This is a genomic window from Paenarthrobacter sp. YJN-5, from assembly GCF_015040095.1.
Classification (GTDB): Bacteria; Actinomycetota; Actinomycetes; order Actinomycetales; family Micrococcaceae; genus Arthrobacter; species Arthrobacter ureafaciens.
In genome coordinates, this window is sequence record NZ_CP053544.1 from 3,847,882 (window position 1) to 3,872,718 (window position 24,837).

Below are 24,837 nucleotides of genomic sequence, written 5' to 3' on the forward strand. Positions count from 1 at the left end.
TGAAGTCCTCCAATCCATGGAGAACAGTCAAGGAACTGAGGAGAACCATGAGCGCGCCCACCACCACGGCTGATCAACAACTGGCACGCTGGGAGAGGTTCCGGGCAGGTCGTAACGCCGCGTTGGCAGCCGACCACGGGTGGCTGACGCTCACGTCCTTCCAGTGGTTGGGGTCAGCCCCCGAACCCCTTGAGCTGGTCCCGGGGTTGTGGTCAACTGACGGGACCTCCGCAACGCTGACGGCCGCGGCGGAAGACGGGTTGACGTTCGTTTCCTCGGGTGAACCTGTGATCGGGACCTACTCAGAAACTCTCCAGGACGAGGAGTCGCTGAACTGGGTTCAGTACGGCGGGTTGGACGGCACTCAGGTGGTCGTGGAGTTGGCCATGCGTGCGGACAAGTACGCCATCCGCACGCGTGACAACGGCTCCGCCGTCTACACGGAGTTCTCCGGCGTCCCCACCTACCCCTTCAACCCGGAATGGGTGATCAGCGGGAGGTTCGAGGCGTATGAGAATCCGGTGGAGGTTCCCATCGGCACAGCAAACCCGTTGGTAGACGGTGTGCATGTGTCCGTTGGCGAAGTGGTGTTCCACGTGCCCGGGATAGCGCACGAGGTCAGGCTGCATGCAGAAGCCGAGAAGCTGGGTGCCCTCAACGTGACCTTCCACGACGAGACCAATGGAGACACCACGGACGAGTGGCGCAAGGTCTTCATTCCCAAGCCTCGCCCGGACGGTTCGGTGATCATCGATTTCAACCGTGCCATCAACTACCCCAGCGCGTTCACGCCCTATGGCACCTGCCCCATGCCCGTCCGTGGCAACTCGATCGATGTTCGCGTTGAGGCGGGCGAAAAGCTCCCCGCGGACTAACCGCAGGCCAGCAGCGGACCAGCGCAGACCAACGCGGACTAACCGCAGGCCAGCAGCGAACCCGCAGACCCGCAACGCCGGCCGGACCACTCCGTCAAACGATCGCCGAGTGTCCCGTCACGGCACGGCCCACAATCAAAGAGTTGATCTCAAAAGAACCTTCGTAGGTAAAGATCGCCTCGGCATCCGCGAAGACCTTGGCCATGCCGAAATCGGTCACAATACCGTTTCCACCCAGGATGGACCGGCCCATCGCGACGGTTTCCCGCATCCGTGCGCTGCAGTATGCCTTGGCCAGGGCAACTTGTGCCATGTCAGCCCCACCGTGCCGCAGGCCATGGGCGTCAGTGAAGATCCCCTCCTGGAGTTGGGCAATACGGACCATCATTCCCATGCTGGCGGTGGCGTTGCCCAGCATGTTCACGAGCTGTTGCTGGATGAGTTGGAACCTTGCGAGAGGCCTGCCGAACTGGGTGCGTTCCACGGCGTACTGCCGGGCGATGTCGAAGGCAGCCAACTGCTGCCCAACAGCCTGCCAGGCCACCATGATCCGGGAGCCCCTCAGGAGATGGTTGGTGTCGGCGAAGCTACTGATGCCTTCGAACCGGTCGGCTTCCAGGACCTGCACATCCTCGAACCGGATGTCGGCGTTCTGGACGGTTCGCAGGGCCACTTTGTTTTCGATGCGGGTCCGAGTGATTCCCGGCAGTGAGGCGTCCACAATGAAGCCCCGGATCGAACCGTCCCCCTCGTCCTTGGCCCACACCAGCATGTAGTCGCAAAACGTCCCGTTGCCGATCCAGCGCTTGGCGCCGTTGATCACCCAGTAGTCGCCGCCGTCGGACTCTGGCCTGGCGACGCGCCGGGCCGTGGTCTCCATGCCTCCGGCGACGTCGGATCCGTGGTCCGGCTCGGTCAAGGCGAAGGCGCCGGTGGTGCGGAGGTTGGAGGCGTCGTCGAGGTAGCGGTCCTGCTGGGCGTCACTGCCAAAGTCGTAGAGCGACTCCACGAAGAGATCGTGATGCACCATGAAGAACGTCGCAATCGAGGTGTCAACACGGGTCATCTCCGCGATGACCAGCCCAGCGAAGAGGTGCGTGTAACCGCGCTGGGCGGGTGCACTCAGACGCAGCGCCGCCAGCTTGGGGAGGATGTGCTCAGGGAACTCCGCACGGTCCCACCACTGGCCGGCGTAGGGTGCGATCTCGGTGTCGAGGAACGCCCGAAGCTCCTTGAGCTTGCGTTGTTCCTGGACACTGAGGAGCGATTCGAAGTCAAAGAAGTCGGCCGCGGGCAGTTCCTCGCCCATCATTTGAGCCCCATGCGGATGGCGCCATCGAGCCGGATGGTTTCGCCGTTGATCATGGCATTTTCCACGATGTGCGCGGCCAGGTTGGCGTACTCGGCGGGCCGGCCCAACCGGGCGGGGTGGGGCACCTGCTGGCCCAGGGATTCCTGTGCTGCCGGCGGCAGGCCGGCCATCATGGGCGTCTCGAAGATGCCGGGCGCGATCGATGCGACCCGGATCAGCGAACGCGCGAATTCGCGGGCGAGGGGCAGTGTCATTGCGGCAACGGCGCCCTTGGACGCCGCGTAAGCCGGCTGCCCGATCTGCCCTTCGAATGCCGCCACGGAGGCCGTGTTGATGATGACTCCGCGCTCCGGGCCACCAAGCTCCGTTGTAACCGGTTCGTTCTGCACCATGGCGGCGGCAGCGAGCCGCACCACGTTGAAGGTCCCTACGAGGTTGACCTGAATGACTTTGTTGAAAGCTTCAAGGGGTAGCACGCCGTCGCGGCCAAGGACCTTGCCGGGCGTTGCGATTCCGGCGCAATTGACCACGATCCGGAGTTTGCCCAGGGCCGCCGCGGCATCGATGGCGGCCTGGATTTGGGCTTCGTCGGTGACGTCGGCAGCCGAGAAAACTGCTTGCTGCCCGGAGGACGTGGCGTTCAATTCAGCAGCGAATTCTTCCCCGGCTGACTGGGGCAGGTCCACCAGCACCACCGAAGCTCCGGCGTCGAATAGCCTCCTCGCGGTGGCCGCTCCCAGCCCCGAGGCTCCCCCTGTTACCAGCGCAACCGTGCCTTTGATGTCCATCCATCCTCCTTGATGCAGACCCAAATCCGTTAATGCATGTTAACTGGAATCCCGGCCCGGCGCACGTCACTTCCTCCCCGCTAGGCTTGATCCATGCCCAGCACGAGCGCAGAACCACCCCTGTCCGCAGTACCGGCCGCAGTATGGGGAGAACGGGCCGACGCTGCAGCGCGTTCCGTGACGCGAACTTTCGGAAAGCGGCTCCTCTTCCTGCCCGGCACCCATATCGGCGCCGTCAGCTTTCCGGGCAGGTTCAGCCTCTTCCGCCCGTGGCACTACTGGTGGCAGGCCCATTACGTGGATTGCCTGGTGGACGCGGGCCGCAGGGAACTCGCCTCGGGATCAAGGTTCGACGGCGCCTCCCGCCCCAGCGCGGGCAGGCTCGCTTCCCGGCTGGTGACGACCATCCGGTTCCGGAACCGCTTCCGATTCGTCAACCATTTCTATGACGACATGGCTTGGCTCGCACTGTCGACGCTCAGGCTTGAGGAACTGGCCCGGGAGACCCGCAAGCCCGGGCGACGCCGCAATGCATACGTTCGCAGGTGCCTCACGTTGCAGTTCGATTCTGCGGCCACGGAAGACCTGGGCGGCGGAACTTACTGGAGTACCGCGAGGGATTTCAAGAACACGCCCGCCACGGCCCCGATCGCGCTGTATTTTGCCAGGACAGGGCAGAGGGACAAAGCGAAAGCACTGGTGGCATGGCTCAACACCAGGCTTCTAAATCAGGACACGGGCCTGTACATGGATGGACTGCGGATCAGGAACGGCGAGCCCGTTCTTGAGAGCGCGGTCTACACCTATAACCAAGGCCCGGTGCTCGGCGCGCTTCTGGAACTGGGCGGAGCAGTCGAACTGGAACGGGCGTCCAGGCTGATCGAGGCAATCGGCCGCGGCTTGACCCTTCCGGGTACCGGCGTCGTCCGCAGCGAGGGCGCCGGGGATGGCGGCCTCTTCACCGGGATACTCTTGCGCTACCTGGCCTTGGCCGTCCGGGACGCCAGGCTCCCTGAGTCGACCCGCTCGGCGGCAAGGGACCTCGTCCTGTCTACCGCCGAAGCCCTGTGGACCGGCCGCTTGGAACGGACCCCTCGCGGCCAGGAAGCATCCAGTCCCCGCCTCATCTTCTCTTCCGATCCACAGCGCCCGGCCGGCGAAACGTATCCGGCGGGGTCCGCCGTCGAACTTTCCACCCAACTTCAGGCCTGGATGGCGCTGGAAGCGGCCGCAACGCTGGGCTAGGGGAATTACGTCACGCAATACTTGTGTAATTGACGTGATCCTTGTCACATAAGGCCTTCAGGGCTTCGTAAAGAAGGGTTGCCTAACCTACGCTTTTCACAGCGGGCACCCCCAAATCCCCGCCGCCCGCAGAGGCCCGGACCGTCTTCCGGGCACCCACATCTGTTCGCAGAAAGAAGTCCGCATGAAGCTCCGCAAGAACGCGCTGGCAGGAATCGCTCTCGCCGCCACTGCCGCACTCGGCCTCGCCGCCTGTGGCTCCAACTCCGGCACCCCGGCCGCCTCCGAATCCGCTTCCGGCGAAGGCATCACGGTCTACAACGCCCAGCACGAAAGCCTCACCAAGGAATGGATCGACGCTTTCACCAAGGAGACCGGCATCAAGGTCACCCTCCGCCAGGGCTCGGACACAGAAATGTCCAACCAGATCATCCAGGAAGGTGCAGCTTCCCCGGCCGATGTGTTCCTGACCGAGAACTCACCCGCAATGGCGCAGGTTGAGAACGCCGGTCTCTTTGCCGACGTCGACAAGGCAACCGTCGACCAGGTTCCCGCCGAGTTCCGCCCCTCCACCAACAAATGGACCGGCATCGCAGCCCGCTCCACCGTCTTCGTGTACGACAAGAACAAGATCAGCGAAGACAAGCTGCCCAAGTCCATGCTGGACCTGGCCAACCCTGAGTGGAAGGGCAAGTGGGCGGCTTCCCCCACCGGCGCCGACTTCCAGGCAATCGTCTCAGCCCTCCTCGAACTGAAGGGCGAGGCCGCTACCGAAGAGTGGCTCAAGGGCATGAAGGAAAACTTCAAGGCCTACAAGGGCAACAGCACCGCCATGAAGGCCGTGAACGCCGGTGAAGTGGATGGCGCGCTGATCTACCACTATTATTACTACGGCGATCAGGCCAAGACGGGCGAGAACTCCAAGAACGTCACCCCGTACTACTTCAAGAACCAGGATCCGGGCGCCTTCCTGTCCGTTTCCGGCGGCGGTGTCCTGAAGTCCTCCAAGCACGCTGAGGACGCGCAGGCATTCCTGAAGTTCATCACCGGCAAGAAGGGCCAGGAAATCCTGAAGAACGGCACCTCCTTCGAGTACGCCATCGCCTCCGAGGTTGATGCCAACGAGAAGCTGGTCCCCATCAAGGAACTCCAGGCTCCCACCGTTGATCCCGCAAAGCTCAACTCCACAAAGGTCACCGACATGATGACCAAGGCAGGACTGCTGTAACTACGTGAGTACCGACCTTTCGGCTTCCGGCACCCCGGCAGGAAGCACGACGACGGCGGGCAAGGGCAAGCGCCCTCGCCCGCCTTTCGGCGTCTCAACGGTGTCCGTCCTGGCCATCCTGACGGCGCTCTTTTCACTTCTGCCGCTGGGCTACGTGGTCTACATGACCGCCGCGACAGGCTGGGACACCGCCGTCGAACTCATCTTCCGGCCCCGCGTCGCGGAACTGCTGCTCAACACCATCCTGCTGATGGTGATTACGGTCCCCGCCTGCCTGGTTCTTGGCGTGGGTGGAGCATGGCTCGTGGAGCGCACCAAGCTGCGCGGCCACCGCTGGTGGGCGGTGGCACTGGCTGCCCCGCTGGCCATTCCGGCCTTCGTGAACAGCTACTCGTGGGTGTCCGCCGTGCCGTCCCTGGCGGGGATTTGGTCCGGCGTCCTGATCGCCACGCTTTCCTACTTCCCGCTGGTCTACATTCCCGCCGCGGCGACGCTCGGCCGCCTGGATCCGGCGATCGAACAGTCCGCTGCATCGCTGGGTTTGGGCCCGTGGGCTGTTTTCTTCCGGGTTGTCCTGCCGCAGCTCCGGATTGCCATGTCCGGCGGGGCGCTCCTGGTGGCACTCCACCTGTTGGCCGAATACGGCGCCTTTGCGATGATCCGCTTCGATACTTTTACGACGGCGATCATGGTTCAGTTCCAGTCGACGTTCAATGGCACCGCGGGAAACATGCTGGCCAGCGTCCTGGTCTTCCTGTGCCTGATCCTGCTGCTCGTGGAGGTCCGGAGCCGCGGAACAGCACGCTACGCCCGCATCGGTTCCGGGGCGCAGGCCAAGGCAACCCGCATGCCCCTGGGCCTCTACCAGGTTCCTGCACAGCTGGCTCTCCTGGCGCTTACCGTCCTGGCGTTCGGAGTTCCGGTGTGGTTCGTGCTGCGCTGGATTGTGGCCGGCGGCCTGGACGTCTGGGCCGCGGATGAGTTCATTCCGGCGCTGCTGCAAACGCTCATGTACGGTGCGGTCGGGGCCCTGGTCACCACCATCGTGGCGTTCCCCATGGCCTACCTGGCGGTGCGGCGCCCCAGCTGGTTCAGCAAGATGCTGGAACTTTCCAACTACATCACCAGCTCCCTTCCGGGAATCGTGGTGGGCCTGGCCTTCGTCACGGTGAGCATCCGTGTGCTGCCGGGCGTGTACCAGACCGCCGGGGTGCTGATCGCCGCCTACGTGCTGCTGTTCCTTCCCCGGGCCCTTGTGAACCTGCGGGCCGGGCTCGCCCAGGCGCCCAAGGAGCTCGACGAAGCCGCGCAGTCCCTGGGTAAGGCGCCGCTGGTCTCCTTCTTCCGGGTCACCCTCCGGCTTTCGGCACCGGCAGCTGCCGGCGGTGCGGCCTTGGTGTTCCTGGCCATCGTGAACGAACTGACGGCCACTCTGCTGTTGTCGCCGAACGGCACCAGGACCCTCGCCACGGAGTTCTGGAGCAAGAGCAGCGAGATCGACTACACCGGCGCAGCCCCCTATGCACTGCTGATGATCCTGCTCTCGGCACCCATGACCTACCTGCTTTTCCAACAGTCCAAGAAAGTTGCCGGACAGTGACCGAACAATCCCCTTCCCGACTCCCCGCGCCGCGTGTGGCACCCTCGGTGGCTTCCTCCACCAACCCACACTTGGACATTGCGGAGGTCACCAAGAACTTCGGTTCGCAGTCAGTGCTGAAAGGGGTCAACCTTTCGGTCGCCAAGGGCGGGACCACGGCGATCGTGGGGCCCTCCGGTTCCGGGAAGACCACACTGCTGCGTTTGATTGCCGGGTTCGAGCATCCGGACACCGGGTCCATCAAACTTGATGGCACCCCGGTGGCGGACGGCAACGTCTGGGTTCCCGCCCACAAGCGCCAAGTTGGTTACGTGGCCCAGGACGGTGCCCTGTTCCCGCACCTTTCCGTGGGGCAGAACATCGCTTTTGGCCTGGATGCCGGAAAGCTCGACGGCGGCCGCCGTGTGGTCAAGGAACGGGTCGCCGAGTTGCTCGACATGGTCTCCCTTGACCCGGCCATGGCAAAGCGCCGGCCGCACCAGCTTTCCGGCGGCCAGCAGCAACGGGTGGCCCTTGCCCGTGCCCTGGCCCGCGAGCCTGAACTGATGTTGCTGGATGAGCCCTTCTCTGCGTTGGATGCCGGCTTGCGCGTTGCTACCCGCCGGGCCGTCGCCAAGGTACTCAACGAGGCGGGCGTGACCACTATCCTGGTCACCCACGACCAAGCCGAAGCCCTCTCCTTCGCCGACCAGGTGGCCATCATGCGCGGCGGCAAGCTGGCTCAGATCGGCAACCCCTTCGTCGTCTATACCCGCCCCGCGGACCGGGCCACAGCGGAGTTCCTTGGAGATGCAGTCTTCCTCGATGCGTGGATGGAAGGCTCCTTGGCCACCTGTTCCCTGGGTGGAATTCCGGTACGCCGGCCCCCGGCCCAGGGCAAGGTCCAGCTCATGCTCCGGCCGGAACAGATCCGGATCGCCCCGGAGGGTCCTATCCGCGGCGTAGTTGTGGACACTGACTACTTCGGGCCTGAAACCACCGTTCGCATCAAGCTCGGAGACTACCGGGCACCGGACGGCAGCGCTTCGGGCAACAGCCACCGGTACCCCGGCGGCGGAGAGATCATCACCATCCGCCACTGGAACGCGTCCATCACCAAGCCCGGGACCGAGCTAAGCCTCCGCGTCATAGGCGAAGGCGTGGCGTTCCCCATCGAGTAGCCCAACTGGGTAGCATTTGTGCGCGTTCTGAGCCCTGTAAACGCGCACAAATGCGACTTACTTGGGTGGGGTTTGGAGCCTGGGTGGGGTGGCCGGTTTTTTGCGCTGCGGGTACGGAGTTTCGTGGCGGGCCAGCATCTCCACGAAGCCTGTGATTTTCCGCGCCCGGGTGTCAGCCCCTTTGACGTGGTTGGTCCTGTGAATGAGGGCGAAGCGGTTCTGGGAGGTCAGTACCTCGAACATCGCCTGCGCCTCGGGCACGGCGGCGATGGCCGCGGCAAGATCGTCCGGAACCACCGAATCGGCGGGGCCTGCGTACGCGGCCTCCCAGCGTCCATCGGCTTTGGCGGCGTCGACGGCGGCACGCCCGGCGTCTGTCATCCTGCCTTCGGATTCGAGCCGGGCAATGTGCCCCACGTTGCGCGCCGACCAGATGCTTCGGCGGCCCCGGGGCGTCATGCGTTGAAAGTAGCTTTCGGCGTCGCGGCTCTTGGATTGCCCATCGATCCAGCCGAAGCAGAGGGCCTCATCCAGCGCGGCGTCGTAGTTAAGCTCTGTGACGTTCCCGCCCTTCTTGTGCAGGATCAGCCATACACCCGGGCTGTCAGCGGCATTCCTGGACAACCAGTCACGCCATTCGGAAGCATCGGCAACCATCAGTTCTTCAAGCTCAACAGCCATGGCCCTATTCTGCTGGGAACAGCCCCACACGCGGAAGCCGAGTCAAAACAGCTTCCACGGCATAGGCTGAACCGCAGAGACCCTGCCGCGCCCAAGGAGGAGCCATGCTGCGTGCCCGCCCGATCCACTTCACGTCCCGGCTTGAACCATGGGTTGAGCTGCTGGAAGCTTTGGGGCTGGTAGCCACGTCCGAGGCCCGGGACCGGGTGGAGTTCGACGCCGGATCCGGTCGCCTTGCGCTGCAAAGGGTCGGCCACCAGCAATCCGAACCCCGGGACAGCAGCACCGCGTTCGGTGTGGAGGTCGGCGTGCTGGAAGAATTCGCCCGACGCACCCGTGACGACGGCACCCGTGCCACGGTCACCGAATCCGCGCAGGGCGAGACCGTCCACGTCACCGGCAGGGATGGTTTCAGCTTCTTCGCCGGCCAGGCCCAACGGGCAGCCGACGGCAGTTGGGCTACCTCGGACAAAGCCGACCCGGCACTCGCGGTAGTGGCCACATGGGTGAGTCCCGACGTCGACGGTTCCGCCCAGGAGCTCGCCAACATCGGTGCCCGGCCCCGGACAGCCGACGACGAATCCGCCACCTTCACCACCAAGAACGGCGGGATCCTGCAGGTAGTCCATGGAACGGCCCCGGAGTCCGGGGACCTGGCCTTCGAGTACGACGGCGAACTGGAACCGCTGCTGGGCCGGCTCCACAATGCGGGCATCGACGCCAGGATCGAAGACGATGTCCTGTACGTCGCCAACCCGGATGCCGTGGGCGGCTCCGCGCCGGCGTCCATTGTGATTCGGAAACCGGCACCGGGTAAATAAAGCTACTCCTCCAGTGCCCCGTCGCAGAGCCTGCCGACGACCTCGGTGAGCATGGCAAGTCCGGCCACGATGTCCTCGTCCTTGGTGTACTCGTGTTCGTTATGGGAGATGCCGTCCACGCTGGGCACAAAAAGCATCACCGTGGGAACAAGATCCTTCATGTTGGTGGAATCGTGCCCGGCCAACGTCATGACTTCCTTGTTGGAGAGCCCCAGATCTGCCGCGACCTTTGCTGCCAGCTCCACGCCTTCGGGCTGGTAGGGCGTGACGGCCCAAGAGTGCGAATGGTGCTGCTCCACCGTGACGTTGGCTGCCCGTTCGATGCCCGCAATACGTGCGTGCAGCAGCGCATCGGCCTCGGCGAGGACACTTTCGTCCGCACTGCGCAGGTCAAGGAGCAGGTTCACGCGGGAGGGCACCACCACCGGCGAATTCGGGTAGACGTTGAGCTGACCGACCGAGGTGTGCAGGACTCCGGGGAAACGATCGGCCAATTCGCGGGCCGCCACCACCAGCATGGAGGCTCCCAACAGGGCATCCTTGCGGTCCTCGATCACAGTGGAACCGGTGTGGGCCTGTTCACCATGGACCACGAATTCGTACTTGTTGGCGGCCCAGTTGGAGCTCACCAGGCCGATGGTGATCCCTTCGCGTTCCATGCTGCGCCCCTGTTCGATATGGATCTCGGCGCAGTAAGCGGCCTGGGGCCCTTCGAACGAACCGCGGCAGCCAATCGCGTCCAAGGCATCGCGTACCGTGACCCCGGCAGCGTCCCGGGTGTTGAGCGCTTCGTTGAGATCGAGCTTGCCCGTGTAGACGGACGAACCCATCATGGACGGCTTAAAGCGGCTGCCTTCCTCGTTGAACCAGTTCACGACGGCGAGATTGAACCTCGGTGCCGGATCGCCAGCCTTCCAGCGCTCCACCAGACGGAAGGCGGCGTGGGCCGCAGCGAGCACACCGTACGCGCCGTCGTATCGTCCCGCCGTCGGCTGCGAATCCATATGCGAACCGACCACCACGAACGGAGCACCCGGTACTGCCTCGTAGAGGCCCCACTGGTTGCCCGCGCGGTCGAACTTCACGGTGAAACCGTGCTCCTCAAGGAGCGCGGTGAGCCACCGCCGCTGCTCGCCGTCCGGGATGGTGGCTGCCTGGCGGTCCACGCCGCCGTTTTCGGTGGCGCCGAATTCGCTCATGGTGTGGAAATCCTGCACGAAGACGGCGTCCCGGGCAGTGAAGCTGGTTGTGGTGGTCATGGTTTCCCCTATGCGCTGTGGCTTGCAGAGATGCGGGCCAGGACCGGGCTTTCCGGGGAAAGTCCGGCCTGGAAGTCGGTTGATTGGTACGTGAAGCGGCCGCCGACGGCGGTGGCCAGGACACGGAGTTCACTGATGTCAGGTGCCTGCAACGGTGACCCCGACAGGACGGTGAAGTCGGCGAGCTTGCCGGGTGTCAACGTTCCTTTGTCAGCCAGGGCACCGGTGGCCGCCGCGGCCCCGGAGGTGTACGCGGCCAAGGCCTGGCGGGGCGTGAGCCGTTCGGCCGGATTACCGAAGACGGCACCGGATTCCGTCATGCGGTCCACGAATGCCTGCATGCCGCGCAGGACGTTGCCGTCGGCGACGGGCCGGTCAGAACTTCCGGCAAGTGCCACTCCGGCCTCGAGGAAGCTTGACGCCCGGTAGGCCCAGGCCAGCCGGTCCGGGCCAAGGGATTCGGTCATCGCGTCTCCGAGGTCGCGGAAGAAACTCGATTGCGGAGTCACCGCGATGCCCGCCCCGGCCAATCGGGGCAGTTGCTCTGGCCGCGTCATGGACGCGTGCTCGATCCTGTTGGGGATACGTCGGGGACCGTACGTGGCTTGGCATTCGGTGATGATGTCCAGGGCCAGGTCAATGGCACGGTCACCGATTGCATGGGCCGCAATGGACCACCCCGCCGCATAGGCAGCCTCGATGCGTTCGCGCAGCTGGTCCGGTTCGGCTTGGAAGTAGCCTTTGTTGCCGGTGTTGTCCTTGTGTCCGTGGCTGCAGAACTCGTGGCTGACCGCTGCGGTTTCGCCCAGGAGCGAGCCGTCCATGAATACCTTGGCGGGCCCCAGGGACAAGTAGTCTTCCCCGAATCCGGTGGCTATCCCCAGATCCAGGCCGATGGGGGCCGTGGCGGGGCTGTCGGCAGCGTGGCCGTTCAAGCCATGCAGGACATCCAGGACCGGCATCACCTGTGCACGGGCATGCAAACGTCCGTTGGACGCCGCGCGTTGGTAGGCAGCCAGCTCGGCGGGGCTGTGGCCGATCCAGCCGCCTCCCACGCCGGCTTCGGTGAAGCTCGTGATTCCCTCGGACGCGTAGTACTTGGTGGCCCGCTCCAGTGCAGCCTCGATGTCCTCCAGCGAATACGGCAGGATCAACTGTTGGATGAGTTCCTGCGCCGTCTCCTGGACAACTCCCGTGGGACGTCCCGCTGCATCGCGGACTATTTCTCCGCCGTCGGGATCGGGGAACGACGGCGACTCGGCACCAGCCAGCCGCAGCGCGGCTGTGTTGACCACCGCCATGTGGCCTGAAGTGTGGCGCATGAAGAAGGGGCGGTTGCCGGTGATGCGGTCGAGTTCGTCGATGTCCGGGAAGGCGCCGTCAAGGTGGGCCTGGTTGAAGCCGGTAGCGAAGAGCCACGCTTGGTCAGCTTCGCCTTCGCCCTTTGAAACGGCACCGCTGAGAAGCTCGTAGAGTTCTTCCAAACGCCGGGCCCCGGAGACATCCAGCTCCGCCAGGCCCAAGCCAAACCAGGTTGTGTGGCAGTGCGCATCAATGAAGCCGGGCGTCATCGTGGCGCCACCCAGGTCCAGGACCCGGGCTGCTTCGAGGCCGGACAGGTCCTCGTCGAAGCCCACGATCCGGCCCTGCCAGATCCCCATGGACCCGGCCGTGGGACGGTCCGGCTCCATGGTGATGATGTCTGCGTTCTGTAGCAGGAGATCCAGTTTCATGGCGTGTCCCTAGCGGTGGGACGTGGTGACGGACTTGATGCGGGTGTAGTCCTCAAGCCCGAATACGGAGAGGTCCTTGCCCGTGCCGGAATGCTTGAAACCTCCGTGGGGTGCCTCCGCCGGGATCACCTGGTGGCAGTTGATCCACACAGCTCCGAAGTCGAGTTCGTTGGAAACCCGCGTCACCACGCCGTGGTTCTCGGACCATACGCTGGAGGCCAAGGCATACTTGGTGCCGTTGGCGAGTTCCAAGGCCTCGTCTTCGGTTCCGAAGGGCTGGACTGTCAGCACGGGTCCGAAGATCTCGTCGCAGACCACTTCATCGCTTTGGAAAACACCGTCAATGACCGTCGGTTCAAAGTAGTACCCGGTGCCGGTGCGCTTGCCGCCGGTCAGCACGGTGGCGTTGGCCGGGAGGCGGGTCATAAAACCCTCCACGCGCTCCAGCTGTGCGGCGCTGTTGAGCGGCCCCAGATCCTCCCCAAACCGCAGGGCGGAGGCAGCATCGGCAAGGGCCGTTGCGAACTCCGGGTGGATGTCCCGGTGGACCAACACACGGGTAACGGCCGTGCAGTCCTGGCCTGCGTTGAAGAAGGCACCAAGGGCGATTTCGCGGGCGGTCCGCTGGATGTCGACGTCGGCAAACACCACTGCAGGGGCCTTGCCGCCGAGCTCCAGGTGAACGTCCTTGAGGGTTTTCGACGCCGCCGACATAACCTGGGCGCCGGCCCGGGTGGACCCGGTGATCGAGACCATTTCCGGGATTTCGTGGTCCACCATCGCTGCCCCGGCTTCGCGTCCGCCGCAGACCACGTTCACTACACCGGCGGGGTACACCTTCTGTGCCAGTTCAGCGAGGATCACTGTGGACCACGGGGTGGTGTCGGCTGGCTTGAGGACCAGTGTGTTGCCCGCTGCCAAAGCCGGGCCGATCTTCCAGATGGCCATCATGAACGGGTAGTTCCACGGCGTGATCTGGGCGACGACGCCCAGCGGCTCCCTGCGAATGGTGGAGGAGAACCCTTCCACGTACTCGGTCTGGGCAGTTCCTGAAACCACACGGCAAGCACCGGCGAAGAAGCGCAGCTGGTCTGCGCCGCGCAGGATTTCGAGCTCCTTGGTCAGCGCGGCCGGTTTGCCCGTGCAGGCAACCTCGGCTTCCAGCAGCCGGTCGACGTTGGCCTCGATGAGGTCGGCAAGCTGCAACAGCAGCGACTGGCGGGTTCCCGGCGTCGTTCGTTTGTAGCTCTTGAATGCGGCGGCAGCAGCCTGGAAGGCGGAGTCCACCACGCCGGCGTCGCTGTCCGGGGCGGTGCCGATCTGTTCACCGGTAGCGGGGTCAAAGAACGGCAACGTCTGCCCGGCGCGTACGGATTCTCCGTTGATGATGTTCTGAAGCTGGATCACGGTGGGGCTCCGGTCAGTTGATGGAAGTCTTGGGCGAACGGGTCGCGGGGTCCTGCGGCAGGTGCAGCAAGGCGGGCAGGCCGGAGTCGACGGCGCGGCGGAACGCGGCTGCGAAGTCCTCCGTGCGGTCCACCCGCTCCCCGTAGGCGCCGTAGGAACGGGCCAGGGCTGCGAAGTCCGGGTTGGTCATGTGTGTTCCGGAGGGCCTGTCCGGGTAATGGTTTTCCTGGTGTTCACGGATGGTGGCGAAGATGCCGTTGTCCACTACCAGCACTATGAGCCTTGCGCCGTAGCCCATGGCGGTGGCGAGTTCCTGGCCATTCATCATGAAGCAACCGTCACCGGCCACGGAGACGACCTGCCGGCCCGGGTAGGCGAGCGATGCAGCCACGGCTGCCGGTATCCCCATGCCCATGGCACCGTTTCGCGGTGCTGCCAGGGAGTTTGCGGAGTTGTGCTCCAAGTAGCGGGCTGGCCAGATGGCGTGGTTGCCGGCGCCGAAGGTGATGACGGCGTCGTCGTCGAGCTCTTTCTTAAGCACTTCCATGGCGACGCCGAGGTCCACGCCGATTCCGCCGTCGGGCGTTGGCGTCGAGAACGCGAGGTGGTCGGCGCGGGCGCTGGCGAACCAACCCTCTTCGCGTTCCGTGGTCACCTCGACGGCGGCAACGGCGCCCGCGAACGACGTGACGTCGGCAATGATGTGCTGGTCCAGGCGTCCGAAGTGCCCCAGGAGGTTGGCATCGGCGTTGACCACCACGGTGTGGGCATCGAGTCCCCGCTTATAACCGTCGGAAAGGACATCGCTGCGGACGCATCCGACGAAGACCAGCAGGTCGGCGTCGTCCAGGCGCTGGGCGTTGGCGTCGCTCCGCCCGTACCCCAGATAGCCTGCGTAGGCCTCGCTTCTGTGTGGGACGGCGTCGTAGGCACGGAAGTCGGCCACGACGGGGATATGGTGGCGGGCGGCCCAGGCGGCAAGCTGACCGCCGGACTCTTCCGTCCAGCCTTCGCCGCCGACGACGATCAGCGGCTTGCGTGCGTTGCCCAGCTTCTGCTTCAAGCCTTCAAGGTCCGCGGCGGCAGGTTCCGGACTGGCCACCGCGCGCGGTTCCACCGTGGTTTCCTCGACGACGTGGACCAAGACGTCTTCAGGAAGGCCGATGACCACGGGACCGGGACGTCCGCTCAGGGCAGTGAAGACGGCGTCATCCACCACCCGGGCGGCCGAGGCCGCGTCATCCAGGGTGAGAACCTTCTTGGCGGTGCTGCCGAACCAGGCGTTGATGTCGAACTCCTGAAAGGACTCGCGGCCGCGGTCAGCTACGGGGATCAGCCCCACGAAAAGGATGAGCGGGGTGGCGTCCTGATAAGCAGTATGCACGGCGATGAAGGCATTGGCCGCGCCCGGGCCCCGGGTAACCATCGCGACGCCGGGAAGCCCGGTGAGCCGCCCCTCTGCGAGCGCCATGAATCCGGCGCCACCCTCCTGTCGGGCGACCACGTTGGTGATGGGCGAGCCATGGAGTCCGTCGAGGACATCCAGGAAGCTCTCACCCGGGACGGTGTAGACCCGCTGGATTCCGGTGCGTTCGAGCTGGCGGACAATCAGGTGGCCGGCGGTAGTGGTGCTCAATGCTTCATACCCTTTTCTGCGATGGAGAGCTTGGGGAGGAACAGTCCGGAAAGTGCGGTCAGTGCGGAGATCACCAGGAGGATGATGGCGCCCGGCCAGAAGGAGCTGTTGGCCGCAACAAGGGCGGTGGCGATCAGGGGAACGAAGCCCGAAATTACGCCGGCGGTGTTGGAGGTGATGGCGACGCCGGTGTAGCGGACCTTGGTAGCGAAGAGAGCTGTCAGCGCGGTGCCGGAGACAGCGTAGGGAATGGACAGGACGGCGACGCCGATCATCATGGCCAGGACCACCAGGACGGGGACGCGGCTGTCAATGGCCAGGAAGACCGGTACGGCAATCAACGCAGAAGCTACGCCGCCCCAGAGGATCACCTTGCTGGCGCCGAACTTTTCACCCAGCCGGCCTGCCCAGACGAGGGCACCGATCTCCAGGGCGGCTGCCAGGAGCGTGCCCAGGAGCAGGAGTTCGGACGGCATCTTGAGGACCTTGGTGCCATAGAAGACCACGAAGCTGGTGATGAGGTAGAAGCCGCCGATGCCCAGCAGAGCCGAGCACATGCCGACCAGGATCTGGCGCCAGCTGTTCTTCAGGACACCGCGGATGGGAGCGTGCTCCGTCTCGCCGGATTCCATGAGTGCTTCAAATTCGGGCGATTCGCTGAGGCGGCTGCGGATCCACAGGGAGATGGCGAGCAGCGGGATGGCGGCGACGAACGGGATGCGCCAACCCCAGGAATCAAAGTTCGTCTGGCCTACCAGGAACAGCATGCCGAAGAAGCCGCCGGAGGACAGGATAGTGCCGATCGGCGAACCGATCTGCGGCAGCGCTGCGTAGCGGGCGCGCTTTTCCACGGGTGCGTTCTCGACGGCAATGATCACCGCGCCGCTCCACTCGCCGCCGACTGCGAGGCCCTGGACGATGCGGAGGGCTACCAAGAGGATGGGAGCCGCGATGCCGATGCTCATGTAATTGGGAAGCAAGCCAATGAGTCCGGTGACGATGCCGATCCCGACGATCGTGACCATGAGGATCTTCTTCCGCCCCACCTTGTCGCCGAGGGCGCCGAAAATGAAGCCACCGATCGGGCGGGCCACGAACCCTACTGCGAGGGTTGCGAAGGAGCCCATGGCCGCAACGAACGGGTCCTGCGAGACGAAGAACTGCGCGTTGAACACCAGAGCCGCTGCCGTGGTGAAAAGGAAGAAGTCGTACCATTCCAGCGCCGTGCCCACAAGGGCAGCCAGGGCCACCTTCTTGGTGACGCGTTCGTCAACGACGTGTCCTGCCGCGGGATTGGTGTCAGTGTCTGGGCTGACCGTGCATGCCATAAGTGCTCCAAGGTGCGAGAACGAGGGCCGGGCATCTGGACAGCCCGAACATTTTGTGACTCACTCCATACTGCCAGTAGCTTCTCCCAAAATAACTAGCGATACACCACGCATTGATGCCCCTAGAATGTGTGAATGCACAATGTTGAATCGCCGGACCAACAGGCACGCTGGTCCCGGCTGGTTGATCAGCTCGAAGAGCGGCTTGATGAACTGGCGCAGGCTTTCACCACCAAGGTCCGGGAAATACCGGAGTACGGCGAAAGCCAGGTCACTGTCCAGGAGATCCGGGACACAGCCAGGGAAACCTTCCGGCGCCTGATCCGGGGCTTGAAAGGAACACATCCGGACAGCCGGGACGGCCTCCTCGAGTTCGCCTCGGACTTGGGTGCCAAGCGCGCCCAGGCAGGTATTCCCCCGGAATCCCTGACCACGGCCGTGCGCTTGGACTTCAGCATCCTCTGGGCCGAACTGCTGGAAATCGCGTCACCGGAGGACGCCATATTGCTAGCATCCCGGGTAGACAAGGTGTGGGGTGTCGTGGACGAATTCGCCACCCGCACGCACACCAGTTACCTCACCGAACGGGTGCGCATGGCCCAGGAGGAATCGAGCATCCAGCGCGAGTTCGTTGCCCGGCTCTTCAACCAAAGCACGCCGTCCGTGGAAACCTCCGCCCAGGTCGCTTCAGCCCTGGGCATCAACGCCGACTCCCGCTTTGCACTCGTGGCCGCCAGCGGAGAGCCGGGCGCACGGCTGCGGACCGCCGTATCCCGGTTCACCTCGAACACCACCGCCAGGCAGAAGCTCTTCCTCCACGAATCAGGCGGAAACACCTATGCGTTCTGGGCGCTGCCGGCTACCCGCACCCGCAGCGCAGACAGCGAGGACCAACTGCCCCCACCGCTGGCAGACCTTCCCTGCGGCTACGTCCCTGAGGTCCTCGGGCTTCGGGCCCTTCCGGCAGCGGCCCGCACTGCCGAAAGCCTGGCCGCACTGCTAAGGCCCCGCGATACCCGGCCGCTTTCCGCCGACTCGGCATGGCCCCGCCTCGCCCGGCAGGCCCTCCAGGATTCCGGCATGGACCTCGCCGCCGAGATCGAAGAAGCCCTGGCTGAATGCAGGGGCGGCGAGCGGGAACGCCTGCTCGAAACCGTCCGCCATTATTTGAGCACCGGCAACATCACCGTCACGTCGGAGCAGTTGTTCTGTCACCGGAACACCATCCTTAACCGTCTCAACCGGTTCGAGGAACTGACGGGCATAGACCTTGCCGTACCGGCCAAGTCGGCCCGCCTGATAGTTGCGTGGGCATGACGCCCGATGTGTGTTCACACATTTTCGCCGGATTTTTGCTGGGATTTTTGCCATTGAACGTGTGATCGGCAACACAGAATAGTTGTAGCTACCTTGTACCGGACACTCGTCCCCGCACCCCATCCGGAGATTCTGATGGCCCACACGGTAGATACCGCCGCCGCATCCACAGCCAGGCTAGACCTCGCCAAAATGCGCAAGATTGCCCTCGCCAGCGTTATTGGCACCACCGTCGAATGGTACGACCTCTTTGTTTTTGGAACCGCCTCGGCACTCGTTTTCAACAAGATCTTCTTCCCCAGCTTCGATCCGATCGTCGGCACCATGCTGGCCTTCGGAACCTTCGCCTCCGCATACATTGCCCGCATGGTCGGAGCCATAGTCTTCGGCCACTTCGGTGACCGCCTCGGCCGCAAGTCCATGCTCCTCGTGTCGCTGCTCACCATGGGCGCCGCAACCTTCGCCATCGGTCTGCTTCCCGACTACGCAGCGATCGGCATCATGGCACCGCTATTGCTGCTCCTGCTCCGCGTGATCCAAGGCCTTGCCTTGGGCGGCGAGTGGGGTGGAGCCGTGCTCATGACCGTGGAACATGCACCGTCCACCCGCCGGGGCTTCTACGGTTCCCTGGTCCAGGTAGGCGTGCCCGCCGGAACCCTGATCGCCAACGTCGCGTTCCTCATCGTGGCCTCCTCCATGAGCAGCGAGGACCTCCTCGCCTGGGGCTGGCGGATACCGTTCCTGGCCTCCTGCCTCCTGGTGGCCGTCGGCATCTACATCCGCCTCAACATCGAGGAAACGCCCTCCTTCCAGGCCGTCAAGACCGCCGGGGCAAAGGCCAAGATGCCCTTCGCCGCCCTCATGGCCAAGTACTGGAAGCAGGTTGTCCTGGGCGGCGTCGCTACCCTGTCCACCGGCAGCACCTTCACCCTCCTGGTAGCCTCCGGCGTGGCCTACGGCAAGAAGGAACTGGGCCATTCGGAAAGCCTCATGCTGTGGGTGGTCCTGTCTGCGTGCGCCCTCTGCTTCGTGCTGATCCCGTTCTTCGGCAAGCTCTCCGACAAGCACGGCCGCAAGCCCATCATCTACGCCGGCGTCATTGCCGAGGCAACGCTCGCGTTCCCGATGTTCTGGCTCATGGACACCAAGTCCGTGGCCCTGCTCTTTGTCGCCTACCTGGCCATGATGACTGCCTTCGCGGCCAACTACGGCCCCATCGCGACCTTCCTTGCCGAACTGTTCGGATCCAAGGTCCGGTACTCCGGCCTCTCGGTGGCCTACATGCTCTCCGGCCTCCTGGGCAGCGCGGCAACCCCGTTCATCACCACGTGGCTCCTGGGCCTGACCGGTGAAAGTTCCTCAATCGCCTGGTACATCCTCGCAGCAGCCCTCGCCTCCCTGGCAGCACTGTTCGTCCTGACGGAAACCCGCCACGGCAACATCGATGCCGTGGACGAGGCACCCGCCGTGGCCGGTGCCGCAACTGCAGGTTCAACGGAAGCCACGGCAGCGAAGTGACCGCCACCCACATCGAGCGCCTGGCCGGTATCCCCGGCCAGGCGCCCGCCGTCGGGCCCTTCTCCCCGGCGGTCATTGCCAACGGTTTCGTTTTCACCTCCGGCCAGATCCCCGCGATCACCGGACTCGACCACCAGCCGGACACCTTCGAGGGGCAGGTCCGGCAGACAATCCGAAACCTCGCCGGGGTGCTGGAGGCAGCCGGATCCGGCCTGGAGCACGTGGTCAAGGTCAACACCTACCTCACCAGCCCTGAGCAACTGGAAAAGTACAACCGCGTTTACGTCGAGTACTTCGGCACGGCCAAGCCCGCCCGGACCACGGTGTGCGTCAGTCTTTGGGGCGTGTCACTGGAGATTGAATGCGTGGCAGTGCTCGCGCCCAAGAACGGCCCTGAAATACCCGTCAAGGAGGGTTCCCTGTGATCACCACTTTGCTTGAGGACCTCGCCAGGACCAGCTACCCCACGATCGGCCATCTCCTCGAGGAGGGGTTCGTTGATCCCGGCATCGGCTCGCTCATGGGGCACGTCCCGGGCGGCGTCAAAATCGCAGGGCCGGCCGTTACCGTGCGCATCGCTGACCGAGACGCAATCGCGATGAATCGGGCGCTCCTGGCACTCCGGCCCGGCGACGTACTGGTGGTGGACATGCTCGGCGACAACCGTCACGCGCCTGTGGGAGCCGTGACCGCCGCGGCGGCGATCGCCCAAGGTGCTGCCGCCGTCGTTGTTGATGGCGTGGCGACCGACGTCCGGGAACTCCGCGAGGCCGGGCTGCCGGTGTTTGCCCGCGGGACGTCGTGCCTCACCACCAAAAGGGTGCGCGGAGCGGGGTCGGCGGTCAACGTTCCCGTCCACTGTGGAGGCGTGCAGGTGAATCCGGGCGACATCGTCCTGGGTGATGACAATGGCCTGATAGTGCTCGCACCCGAAGCTGCGCAGGAAGTCCTCCCCCGGGCGCTGGCCTCCGACGAGGCCGAGCCCGCCATCCTGGCCCGCATCGCGGCCGGGGAACCGCTCGAATCGATCCTTGCCCTGTAACACCACAGGGGCGCGGGCGGCCACCTGCTGCGCCACAAGCGAACTTGGTCCGGGGATGGGGTAGAACTTAACCATGAGCGTACGTACACCTGATCCGTATCCCGGCTGGCTTTCCGACGAAGACCTCTTCGAGGCCCGCGGGCGGCTGCCCATGGTCTACGTGGAAGCAGTTCCCGTCCGGTTGGATCCGCTCGGGTACGTCAATGAGGTCGGCTCACTCCTGCAGGGCGACGCCGACGGCAACATGGTGCGCTACCTCGTCTCCGGTCGCGTCCTGTACCGCGAAACCATCCGGGCAGCCCTCCTGCGGCACATGGAAAAGGACCTCGGTCCCCTGGCTTTCCCGCAGCTTCCCATCAGCCCGGTTCCTTTCACGGTGGCCGAATACTTCCCGGCCCCCTCGCAGACCGGTTTCACGGATGAACGCCAACACGCTGTGTCGCTGGTCTTCGTCATTCCCGTCACGGGCGAATGCGAACCGCGCCAGGATGCCCTCGAACTCACGTGGATGACCCCGCAGGACGTCCTCAGCGAGGGTGTCCAGCAGGAGTTCGAAGGTGGCCGCGGGAACCTCGTGCGCCAGGCACTGGCATACTCGGGCATCGTCGTCTAGCGGGTCCCCCGGCTTGGAGCGGTCCCCTTTTGTAGACTGGACGGCGGACCGCAAGAGAACCAAAGGACTTCCGATGACTCACAGCCCAGCTACTCAGCAATACCGCGAAAAGCAGGCTGGGGACCTGCAGCCCGGAGACTTTGTGTACCTGCCCGGAGACGGGCCGGCCGAAGAAATCGCTTCCGTCGACGTCCAGAATGACGATTACGGCGTCCCGGCTTTGGTGCTGGTGACAACGCACGACGGCGGCAGCGTACGGATCGCTGCCAGGTCCAGTGTTCCTGTCGGTGACGGAGTTCCAGCCGGTGCCGGCTCCAGCCTCCCGGATGCGGGCGCCGCCGGTGCCAGCGCCGCCGACTCCGGTGTCGAAGACTCCAGCACCCCGGACTCCAGCAGCCCGGCGGCTCCGGACGCTCCCGCCCCTGCTGAACCCGCCGTCGTCGTACCTCCCCGCCCGGAAGCCCCGCCCGCGTACACCGGACCCAGCGCCGAAGAGATGGCGTTGATTCCGGAGCCGGCGGGCACGCCCGAGTCCGTGGTGCTGGCTGCTGCGTCCAACCACAAGGGCAAGAACGGCGTGCAGGTGCTGGCCGATCGCCTCGCCAAGGGCATCAACACCAAGTCCGGCAGTTGCCTGCGGGACCTGAGCGACCTGGCCTTCAACCTTTGCGTGGTGCTTAAGGATCCGGACGGTTCGCTTGCCGTCGCCGACCTCCTGAATATCCTGCCGTTCGACGGCAACCTGGACCGCTGGGCGTCAATTGAACGTGCGCTCGCGCTTTCCAGCTTCATCTGCCGCGAGTCGGGCCAGACTGAACGGGCCGCGGTGTACGAGAAACTCCTCCGTGCGCCGGAATCGCAGGAAGAAGACCCGTTCAGGGCCCGGATCAACGCCCGTGTGCGGCAGCGCGCCCTCAACGAACCCAACCTCTACGACAAAGAAATCTTCCGCGCGATCGACAACGGAAACCAGGAAGCCGAACGTGAGTGGCGGTTCCTGCGGCTCGAAGCGTTGCTGTTCCTGCGCGCCCACGGCGGCTCCGAGACTATCGACGAGGACGAACTGGGACGCCGGATCGGCAACGAACTCGAGGCAGTCCGGGCCTGATCCCCGGCCGGGCTCCGCACCATGGCGACAAGGTCTGTTGCGGGCGCCTAAACGGCGGTAAATTCGGGGCCATGACGAACAATCTGAGCGTTGTGATTAATGCTGATGCGCCGCAGGTTTGGAATATGCTGCGTGAACCGTCGCTGGTGGCCCAATGGCACGGCTGGGAAGCCGATGACCTGAATGACGAAATCAAACAGATCTACTTCAACACCGACGTCGTGGAGGGTCCGGACCACACCAGCCTGACCGTCAACGGCGGCGATGTCTTCGAACTGCATCCCGTGTCCGGGGGCACCGAGCTCAAGGTCACCCGGGCGGCCCTGGACCATAACTCCGAGTGGGCGGAATGGGACGAGGACATCACCCAAGGCTGGCTCACGTTCATCAACCAGCTGCGTTTCGCCTTGGAGCGCCACCCGCATGGCAAGCGGCGGACCCACTTCCTGTCGGTCTCCGGGAGTGGATCGGCCATAGAAAAGCTGGGGCTGGGCGACCTGCCACCCGTCGGCGACGAGTACTCGCTGACGCTGGGCACCGGTGAGGCTATTTCCGGGAAGGTCTGGTTCAAGAGCCGCCACCAAGTAGGCGTCACGGTCCACAGCTACGCTGAACACGGGGACGGGCTGCTGATCGTTGCCGAGCAACTGCCCATACCGGAGAAGAGGCCCGACGGCGGAGCGATCGTCATTGCCTCAACGTACGATCTGGGGGCCCACACCTTGGCGGACATCCGGTCCTCGTGGGACAAATGGAAAGAGTCGAACTACGGTTCCTGACGGCCGCCACGTCAAGTTACCCTCGGTAAAGCTGGCACACTTGGTAGCGTGCCAGCTTCTGTTTCCCAGTCCTCCCCGCTTCCTACCGCCGCGCCTCATTCCAACGGGGCGCTTCCGGCGGAGCAAACCGAATTCGGCTTCACGGTGGGCCGTCGCCTGACGGAAACGACGTCGCCGTCGTCCTCCCTTGTAGAGGCAAACGGGGGCGAATTCCTGGGCCGGACCGGCACCATAACCACGCCGCACGGGACCATCCAGACCCCCGCGTTCATCGCCGTCGGGACCAAAGCGACCGTCAAGGCCGTCCTGCCCGAGTCGATCGCCGAACTTGGCGCGCAAGCCGTGCTTGCCAACGCTTACCACCTTTACCTGCAACCCGGGCCTGAAATCCTCGATGCCGCGGGTGGTCTGGGCGCGTTCATGAACTGGCAGGGCCCCACGTTCACCGACTCCGGCGGGTTCCAAGTGATGAGCCTGGGCTCGGGGTTCAAGAAAGTGATCGACATGAAGAATGTTGACACCTCAGGCCCTGACGACGCTGTTGCTCCCGGGAAGGAGCGCCTGGCGCACATCGATGACGACGGCGTCTGGTTCAAGTCGCACCTCAACGGGGACAAACACCGGTTCTCCCCCGAGATCTCCATGCAGGTCCAGCACCAGATCGGCGCGGACATCATGTTCGCCTTCGACGAGCTCACCACCCTGCAGAACTCCCGCGGCTACCAGGAAGAATCCTTGGAACGCACCCGGTTGTGGGCGTTGCGGTGCCTGGAGGAGCACTTTGCTCTGACGGCCTCGCGGGTGGGCAAGCCGTACCAGGCGCTGTTCGGCGTGATCCAGGGCGCGCAGTACGAGGACCTGCGGCGCAAGGCCTGCCGCGATCTTGGCGCCATGCCTTTCGATGGATACGGAATCGGCGGAGCGCTGGAGAAGGAAAACCTCGGGACGATCGTCCGCTGGTGCAACGAGGAGCTCCCTGAGGACAAGCCCCGGCATCTCCTAGGCATCTCCGAACCTGATGACATCTTCACCGCCATCGAAAACGGTGCCGACACGTTCGACTGCGTCTCCCCCACCCGCGTTGCCCGGAACTCCGCGTTCTACACGCCGTTCGGCCGCTTCAACCTCTCCGGAGCCAAGTACAAGAAGGACTTCGGTCCGTTGCAGGACGGCTGCGACTGCTACACCTGCACCAACTACTCCCGCGCGTACATCCACCACCTGTTCAAGGCCAAGGAAATGGTCTCCGCCACGCTGATCTCCATCCACAACGAGCGCTTCGTGGTGAAGATGGTGGACGACGCGCGCTTGGCCATCGAATCCGGGGACTTCTTCGAGTTCAAGGCCGAGACGTTGGGGCGGTATTACTCCTAGCTGGGGGTCGCTG

At 64.4% G+C, this 24,837-nt stretch carries 22 protein-coding genes; 14 read left to right on the plus strand and 8 right to left on the minus strand.

Annotated elements, in window-relative coordinates; all coding sequences use genetic code 11:
- Positions 1-47 precede the first annotated feature (47 nt).
- Positions 48-875, plus strand: a complete 828-nt coding sequence (locus HMI59_RS17790) for a DUF1684 domain-containing protein (protein WP_021471579.1) — start codon at positions 48-50, stop codon at positions 873-875.
- Between the two features lie 94 nt (positions 876-969).
- On the opposite strand, the gene HMI59_RS17795 is transcribed toward HMI59_RS17790, so the two are convergent.
- Together HMI59_RS17795 and HMI59_RS17800 are read right to left on the minus strand one after the other, a co-directional pair.
- A complete protein-coding gene (locus tag HMI59_RS17795; RefSeq protein ID WP_193592055.1) occupies positions 970-2,187 on the minus strand; it encodes an acyl-CoA dehydrogenase family protein in 1,218 nt (405 codons plus the stop codon).
- Positions 2,184-2,975: an SDR family NAD(P)-dependent oxidoreductase gene (locus HMI59_RS17800; protein ID WP_193592056.1), complete on the minus strand. Its 792-nt coding sequence runs from the start codon at positions 2,973-2,975 to the stop codon at positions 2,184-2,186. The genes HMI59_RS17795 and HMI59_RS17800 overlap by 4 nt, the downstream gene beginning before the upstream one ends.
- A 93-nt stretch (positions 2,976-3,068) precedes the next feature.
- Here HMI59_RS17800 and HMI59_RS17805 point away from each other — a divergent pair, with 93 nt between their 5' ends.
- The 4 genes from HMI59_RS17805 (at position 3,069) to HMI59_RS17820 (ending at position 8,208) form a co-directional block, all read left to right on the plus strand.
- Positions 3,069-4,220, plus strand: coding sequence for a glycoside hydrolase family 76 protein (locus tag HMI59_RS17805; protein ID WP_193592057.1), 1,152 nt, complete (start codon positions 3,069-3,071; stop codon positions 4,218-4,220).
- A 184-nt stretch (positions 4,221-4,404) separates the two neighbouring features.
- Positions 4,405-5,448, plus strand: a complete 1,044-nt coding sequence (locus tag HMI59_RS17810) for an iron ABC transporter substrate-binding protein (RefSeq protein ID WP_021471583.1) — start codon at positions 4,405-4,407, stop codon at positions 5,446-5,448.
- A 4-nt stretch (positions 5,449-5,452) separates the two neighbouring features.
- Positions 5,453-7,048 (plus strand): iron ABC transporter permease, encoded by a 1,596-nt coding sequence (locus tag HMI59_RS17815; RefSeq protein WP_193592058.1) that lies wholly within the window; start codon positions 5,453-5,455, stop codon positions 7,046-7,048.
- Positions 7,045-8,208: an ABC transporter ATP-binding protein gene (locus HMI59_RS17820; protein ID WP_193592059.1), complete on the plus strand. Its 1,164-nt coding sequence runs from the start codon at positions 7,045-7,047 to the stop codon at positions 8,206-8,208. Before HMI59_RS17815 ends, HMI59_RS17820 begins: the two co-directional genes overlap by 4 nt.
- Before the next feature lie 57 nt (positions 8,209-8,265).
- Here the strand turns inward: HMI59_RS17820 and HMI59_RS17825 are convergent, their stop codons facing one another.
- Positions 8,266-8,889 (minus strand): YdeI family protein, encoded by a 624-nt coding sequence (locus HMI59_RS17825; RefSeq protein ID WP_193592060.1) that lies wholly within the window; start codon positions 8,887-8,889, stop codon positions 8,266-8,268.
- 104 nt (positions 8,890-8,993) lie between these two features.
- Between HMI59_RS17825 and HMI59_RS17830 the strand changes: the two genes are divergently transcribed.
- Positions 8,994-9,710 carry a hypothetical protein gene (locus HMI59_RS17830; protein ID WP_193592061.1) on the plus strand — a complete coding sequence of 239 codons (717 nt, stop codon included), beginning with the start codon at positions 8,994-8,996 and terminating at the stop codon, positions 9,708-9,710.
- A 2-nt stretch (positions 9,711-9,712) separates the two neighbouring features.
- Here HMI59_RS17830 and HMI59_RS17835 read toward each other — a convergent pair whose 3' ends face one another.
- The 5 genes from HMI59_RS17835 to HMI59_RS17855 are packed head-to-tail and all read right to left on the minus strand — an operon-like array spanning position 9,713 to position 17,073.
- Positions 9,713-10,969 (minus strand): M20 family metallo-hydrolase, encoded by a 1,257-nt coding sequence (locus HMI59_RS17835; protein ID WP_193592062.1) that lies wholly within the window; start codon positions 10,967-10,969, stop codon positions 9,713-9,715.
- Positions 10,970-10,977: 8 nt separating this feature from the next.
- Complete coding sequence (locus HMI59_RS17840; protein WP_166185900.1) at positions 10,978-12,702, minus strand: amidohydrolase; 1,725 nt, start codon at positions 12,700-12,702, stop codon at positions 10,978-10,980.
- A 9-nt stretch (positions 12,703-12,711) separates the two neighbouring features.
- Positions 12,712-14,109: a gamma-aminobutyraldehyde dehydrogenase gene (locus tag HMI59_RS17845; RefSeq protein WP_193592063.1), complete on the minus strand. Its 1,398-nt coding sequence runs from the start codon at positions 14,107-14,109 to the stop codon at positions 12,712-12,714.
- Positions 14,110-14,122: 13 nt separating this feature from the next.
- A complete protein-coding gene (locus HMI59_RS17850) occupies positions 14,123-15,745 on the minus strand; it encodes a thiamine pyrophosphate-dependent enzyme (protein WP_193592064.1) in 1,623 nt (540 codons plus the stop codon).
- Complete coding sequence (locus tag HMI59_RS17855; RefSeq protein WP_193592065.1) at positions 15,742-17,073, minus strand: MFS transporter; 1,332 nt, start codon at positions 17,071-17,073, stop codon at positions 15,742-15,744. Before HMI59_RS17855 ends, HMI59_RS17850 begins: the two co-directional genes overlap by 4 nt.
- Positions 17,074-17,208: 135 nt before the next feature.
- On the opposite strand from HMI59_RS17855, the gene HMI59_RS17860 reads away from it, so the two are divergent.
- From HMI59_RS17860 to tgt, 8 genes are all read left to right on the plus strand, one after another.
- Positions 17,209-18,390: a CdaR family transcriptional regulator gene (locus tag HMI59_RS17860; protein ID WP_193592066.1), complete on the plus strand. Its 1,182-nt coding sequence runs from the start codon at positions 17,209-17,211 to the stop codon at positions 18,388-18,390.
- 135 nt (positions 18,391-18,525) lie between these two features.
- The gene (locus HMI59_RS17865; RefSeq protein ID WP_062095132.1) at positions 18,526-19,908 is read left to right on the plus strand and encodes an MFS transporter; all 1,383 of its coding nucleotides are present in this window, start codon (positions 18,526-18,528) and stop codon (positions 19,906-19,908) included.
- Positions 19,905-20,333, plus strand: coding sequence for a RidA family protein (locus tag HMI59_RS17870; protein ID WP_193592067.1), 429 nt, complete (start codon positions 19,905-19,907; stop codon positions 20,331-20,333). Before HMI59_RS17865 ends, HMI59_RS17870 begins: the two co-directional genes overlap by 4 nt.
- On the plus strand, positions 20,330-20,950 hold the full coding sequence (locus HMI59_RS17875) for an RraA family protein (protein ID WP_193592068.1): 621 nt from the start codon (positions 20,330-20,332) through the stop codon (positions 20,948-20,950). The genes HMI59_RS17870 and HMI59_RS17875 overlap by 4 nt, the downstream gene beginning before the upstream one ends.
- Before the next feature lie 73 nt (positions 20,951-21,023).
- On the plus strand, positions 21,024-21,563 hold the full coding sequence (locus tag HMI59_RS17880) for an NUDIX hydrolase family protein (RefSeq protein ID WP_166185892.1): 540 nt from the start codon (positions 21,024-21,026) through the stop codon (positions 21,561-21,563).
- A gap of 73 nt (positions 21,564-21,636) precedes the next feature.
- The gene (locus tag HMI59_RS17885) at positions 21,637-22,671 is read left to right on the plus strand and encodes a DUF6707 family protein (RefSeq protein ID WP_193592069.1); all 1,035 of its coding nucleotides are present in this window, start codon (positions 21,637-21,639) and stop codon (positions 22,669-22,671) included.
- Positions 22,672-22,742: 71 nt separating this feature from the next.
- The gene (locus HMI59_RS17890) at positions 22,743-23,450 is read left to right on the plus strand and encodes an SRPBCC domain-containing protein (RefSeq protein WP_166185890.1); all 708 of its coding nucleotides are present in this window, start codon (positions 22,743-22,745) and stop codon (positions 23,448-23,450) included.
- A 144-nt stretch (positions 23,451-23,594) separates the two neighbouring features.
- Complete coding sequence (gene tgt, locus HMI59_RS17895) at positions 23,595-24,824, plus strand: tRNA guanosine(34) transglycosylase Tgt (RefSeq protein ID WP_227471644.1); 1,230 nt, start codon at positions 23,595-23,597, stop codon at positions 24,822-24,824.
- Positions 24,825-24,837 lie beyond the last annotated feature (13 nt).

What these genes read in the sequence shown, in the direction of transcription:
- HMI59_RS17825 (WP_193592060.1), bottom strand. Translation starts at nt 8,889, where the DNA reads ATGGCTGTTGAGCTTGAAGAACTGATGGTTGCCGATGCTTCCGAATGG.
- HMI59_RS17810 (WP_021471583.1), top strand. Translation starts at nt 4,405, where the DNA reads ATGAAGCTCCGCAAGAACGCGCTGGCAGGAATCGCTCTCGCCGCCACT.
- HMI59_RS17840 (WP_166185900.1), bottom strand. Translation starts at nt 12,702, where the DNA reads ATGAAACTGGATCTCCTGCTACAGAACGCAGACATCATCACCATGGAG.
- HMI59_RS17805 (WP_193592057.1), top strand. Translation starts at nt 3,069, where the DNA reads ATGCCCAGCACGAGCGCAGAACCACCCCTGTCCGCAGTACCGGCCGCA.
- HMI59_RS17795 (WP_193592055.1), bottom strand. Translation starts at nt 2,187, where the DNA reads ATGATGGGCGAGGAACTGCCCGCGGCCGACTTCTTTGACTTCGAATCG.
- HMI59_RS17830 (WP_193592061.1), top strand. Translation starts at nt 8,994, where the DNA reads ATGCTGCGTGCCCGCCCGATCCACTTCACGTCCCGGCTTGAACCATGG.
- HMI59_RS17860 (WP_193592066.1), top strand. Translation starts at nt 17,209, where the DNA reads ATGCACAATGTTGAATCGCCGGACCAACAGGCACGCTGGTCCCGGCTG.
- HMI59_RS17880 (WP_166185892.1), top strand. Translation starts at nt 21,024, where the DNA reads ATGAGCGTACGTACACCTGATCCGTATCCCGGCTGGCTTTCCGACGAA.
- HMI59_RS17890 (WP_166185890.1), top strand. Translation starts at nt 22,743, where the DNA reads ATGACGAACAATCTGAGCGTTGTGATTAATGCTGATGCGCCGCAGGTT.
- HMI59_RS17800 (WP_193592056.1), bottom strand. Translation starts at nt 2,975, where the DNA reads ATGGACATCAAAGGCACGGTTGCGCTGGTAACAGGGGGAGCCTCGGGG.
- HMI59_RS17835 (WP_193592062.1), bottom strand. Translation starts at nt 10,969, where the DNA reads ATGACCACCACAACCAGCTTCACTGCCCGGGACGCCGTCTTCGTGCAG.
- HMI59_RS17885 (WP_193592069.1), top strand. Translation starts at nt 21,637, where the DNA reads ATGACTCACAGCCCAGCTACTCAGCAATACCGCGAAAAGCAGGCTGGG.
- HMI59_RS17865 (WP_062095132.1), top strand. Translation starts at nt 18,526, where the DNA reads ATGGCCCACACGGTAGATACCGCCGCCGCATCCACAGCCAGGCTAGAC.
- HMI59_RS17855 (WP_193592065.1), bottom strand. Translation starts at nt 17,073, where the DNA reads ATGGCATGCACGGTCAGCCCAGACACTGACACCAATCCCGCGGCAGGA.
- HMI59_RS17790 (WP_021471579.1), top strand. Translation starts at nt 48, where the DNA reads ATGAGCGCGCCCACCACCACGGCTGATCAACAACTGGCACGCTGGGAG.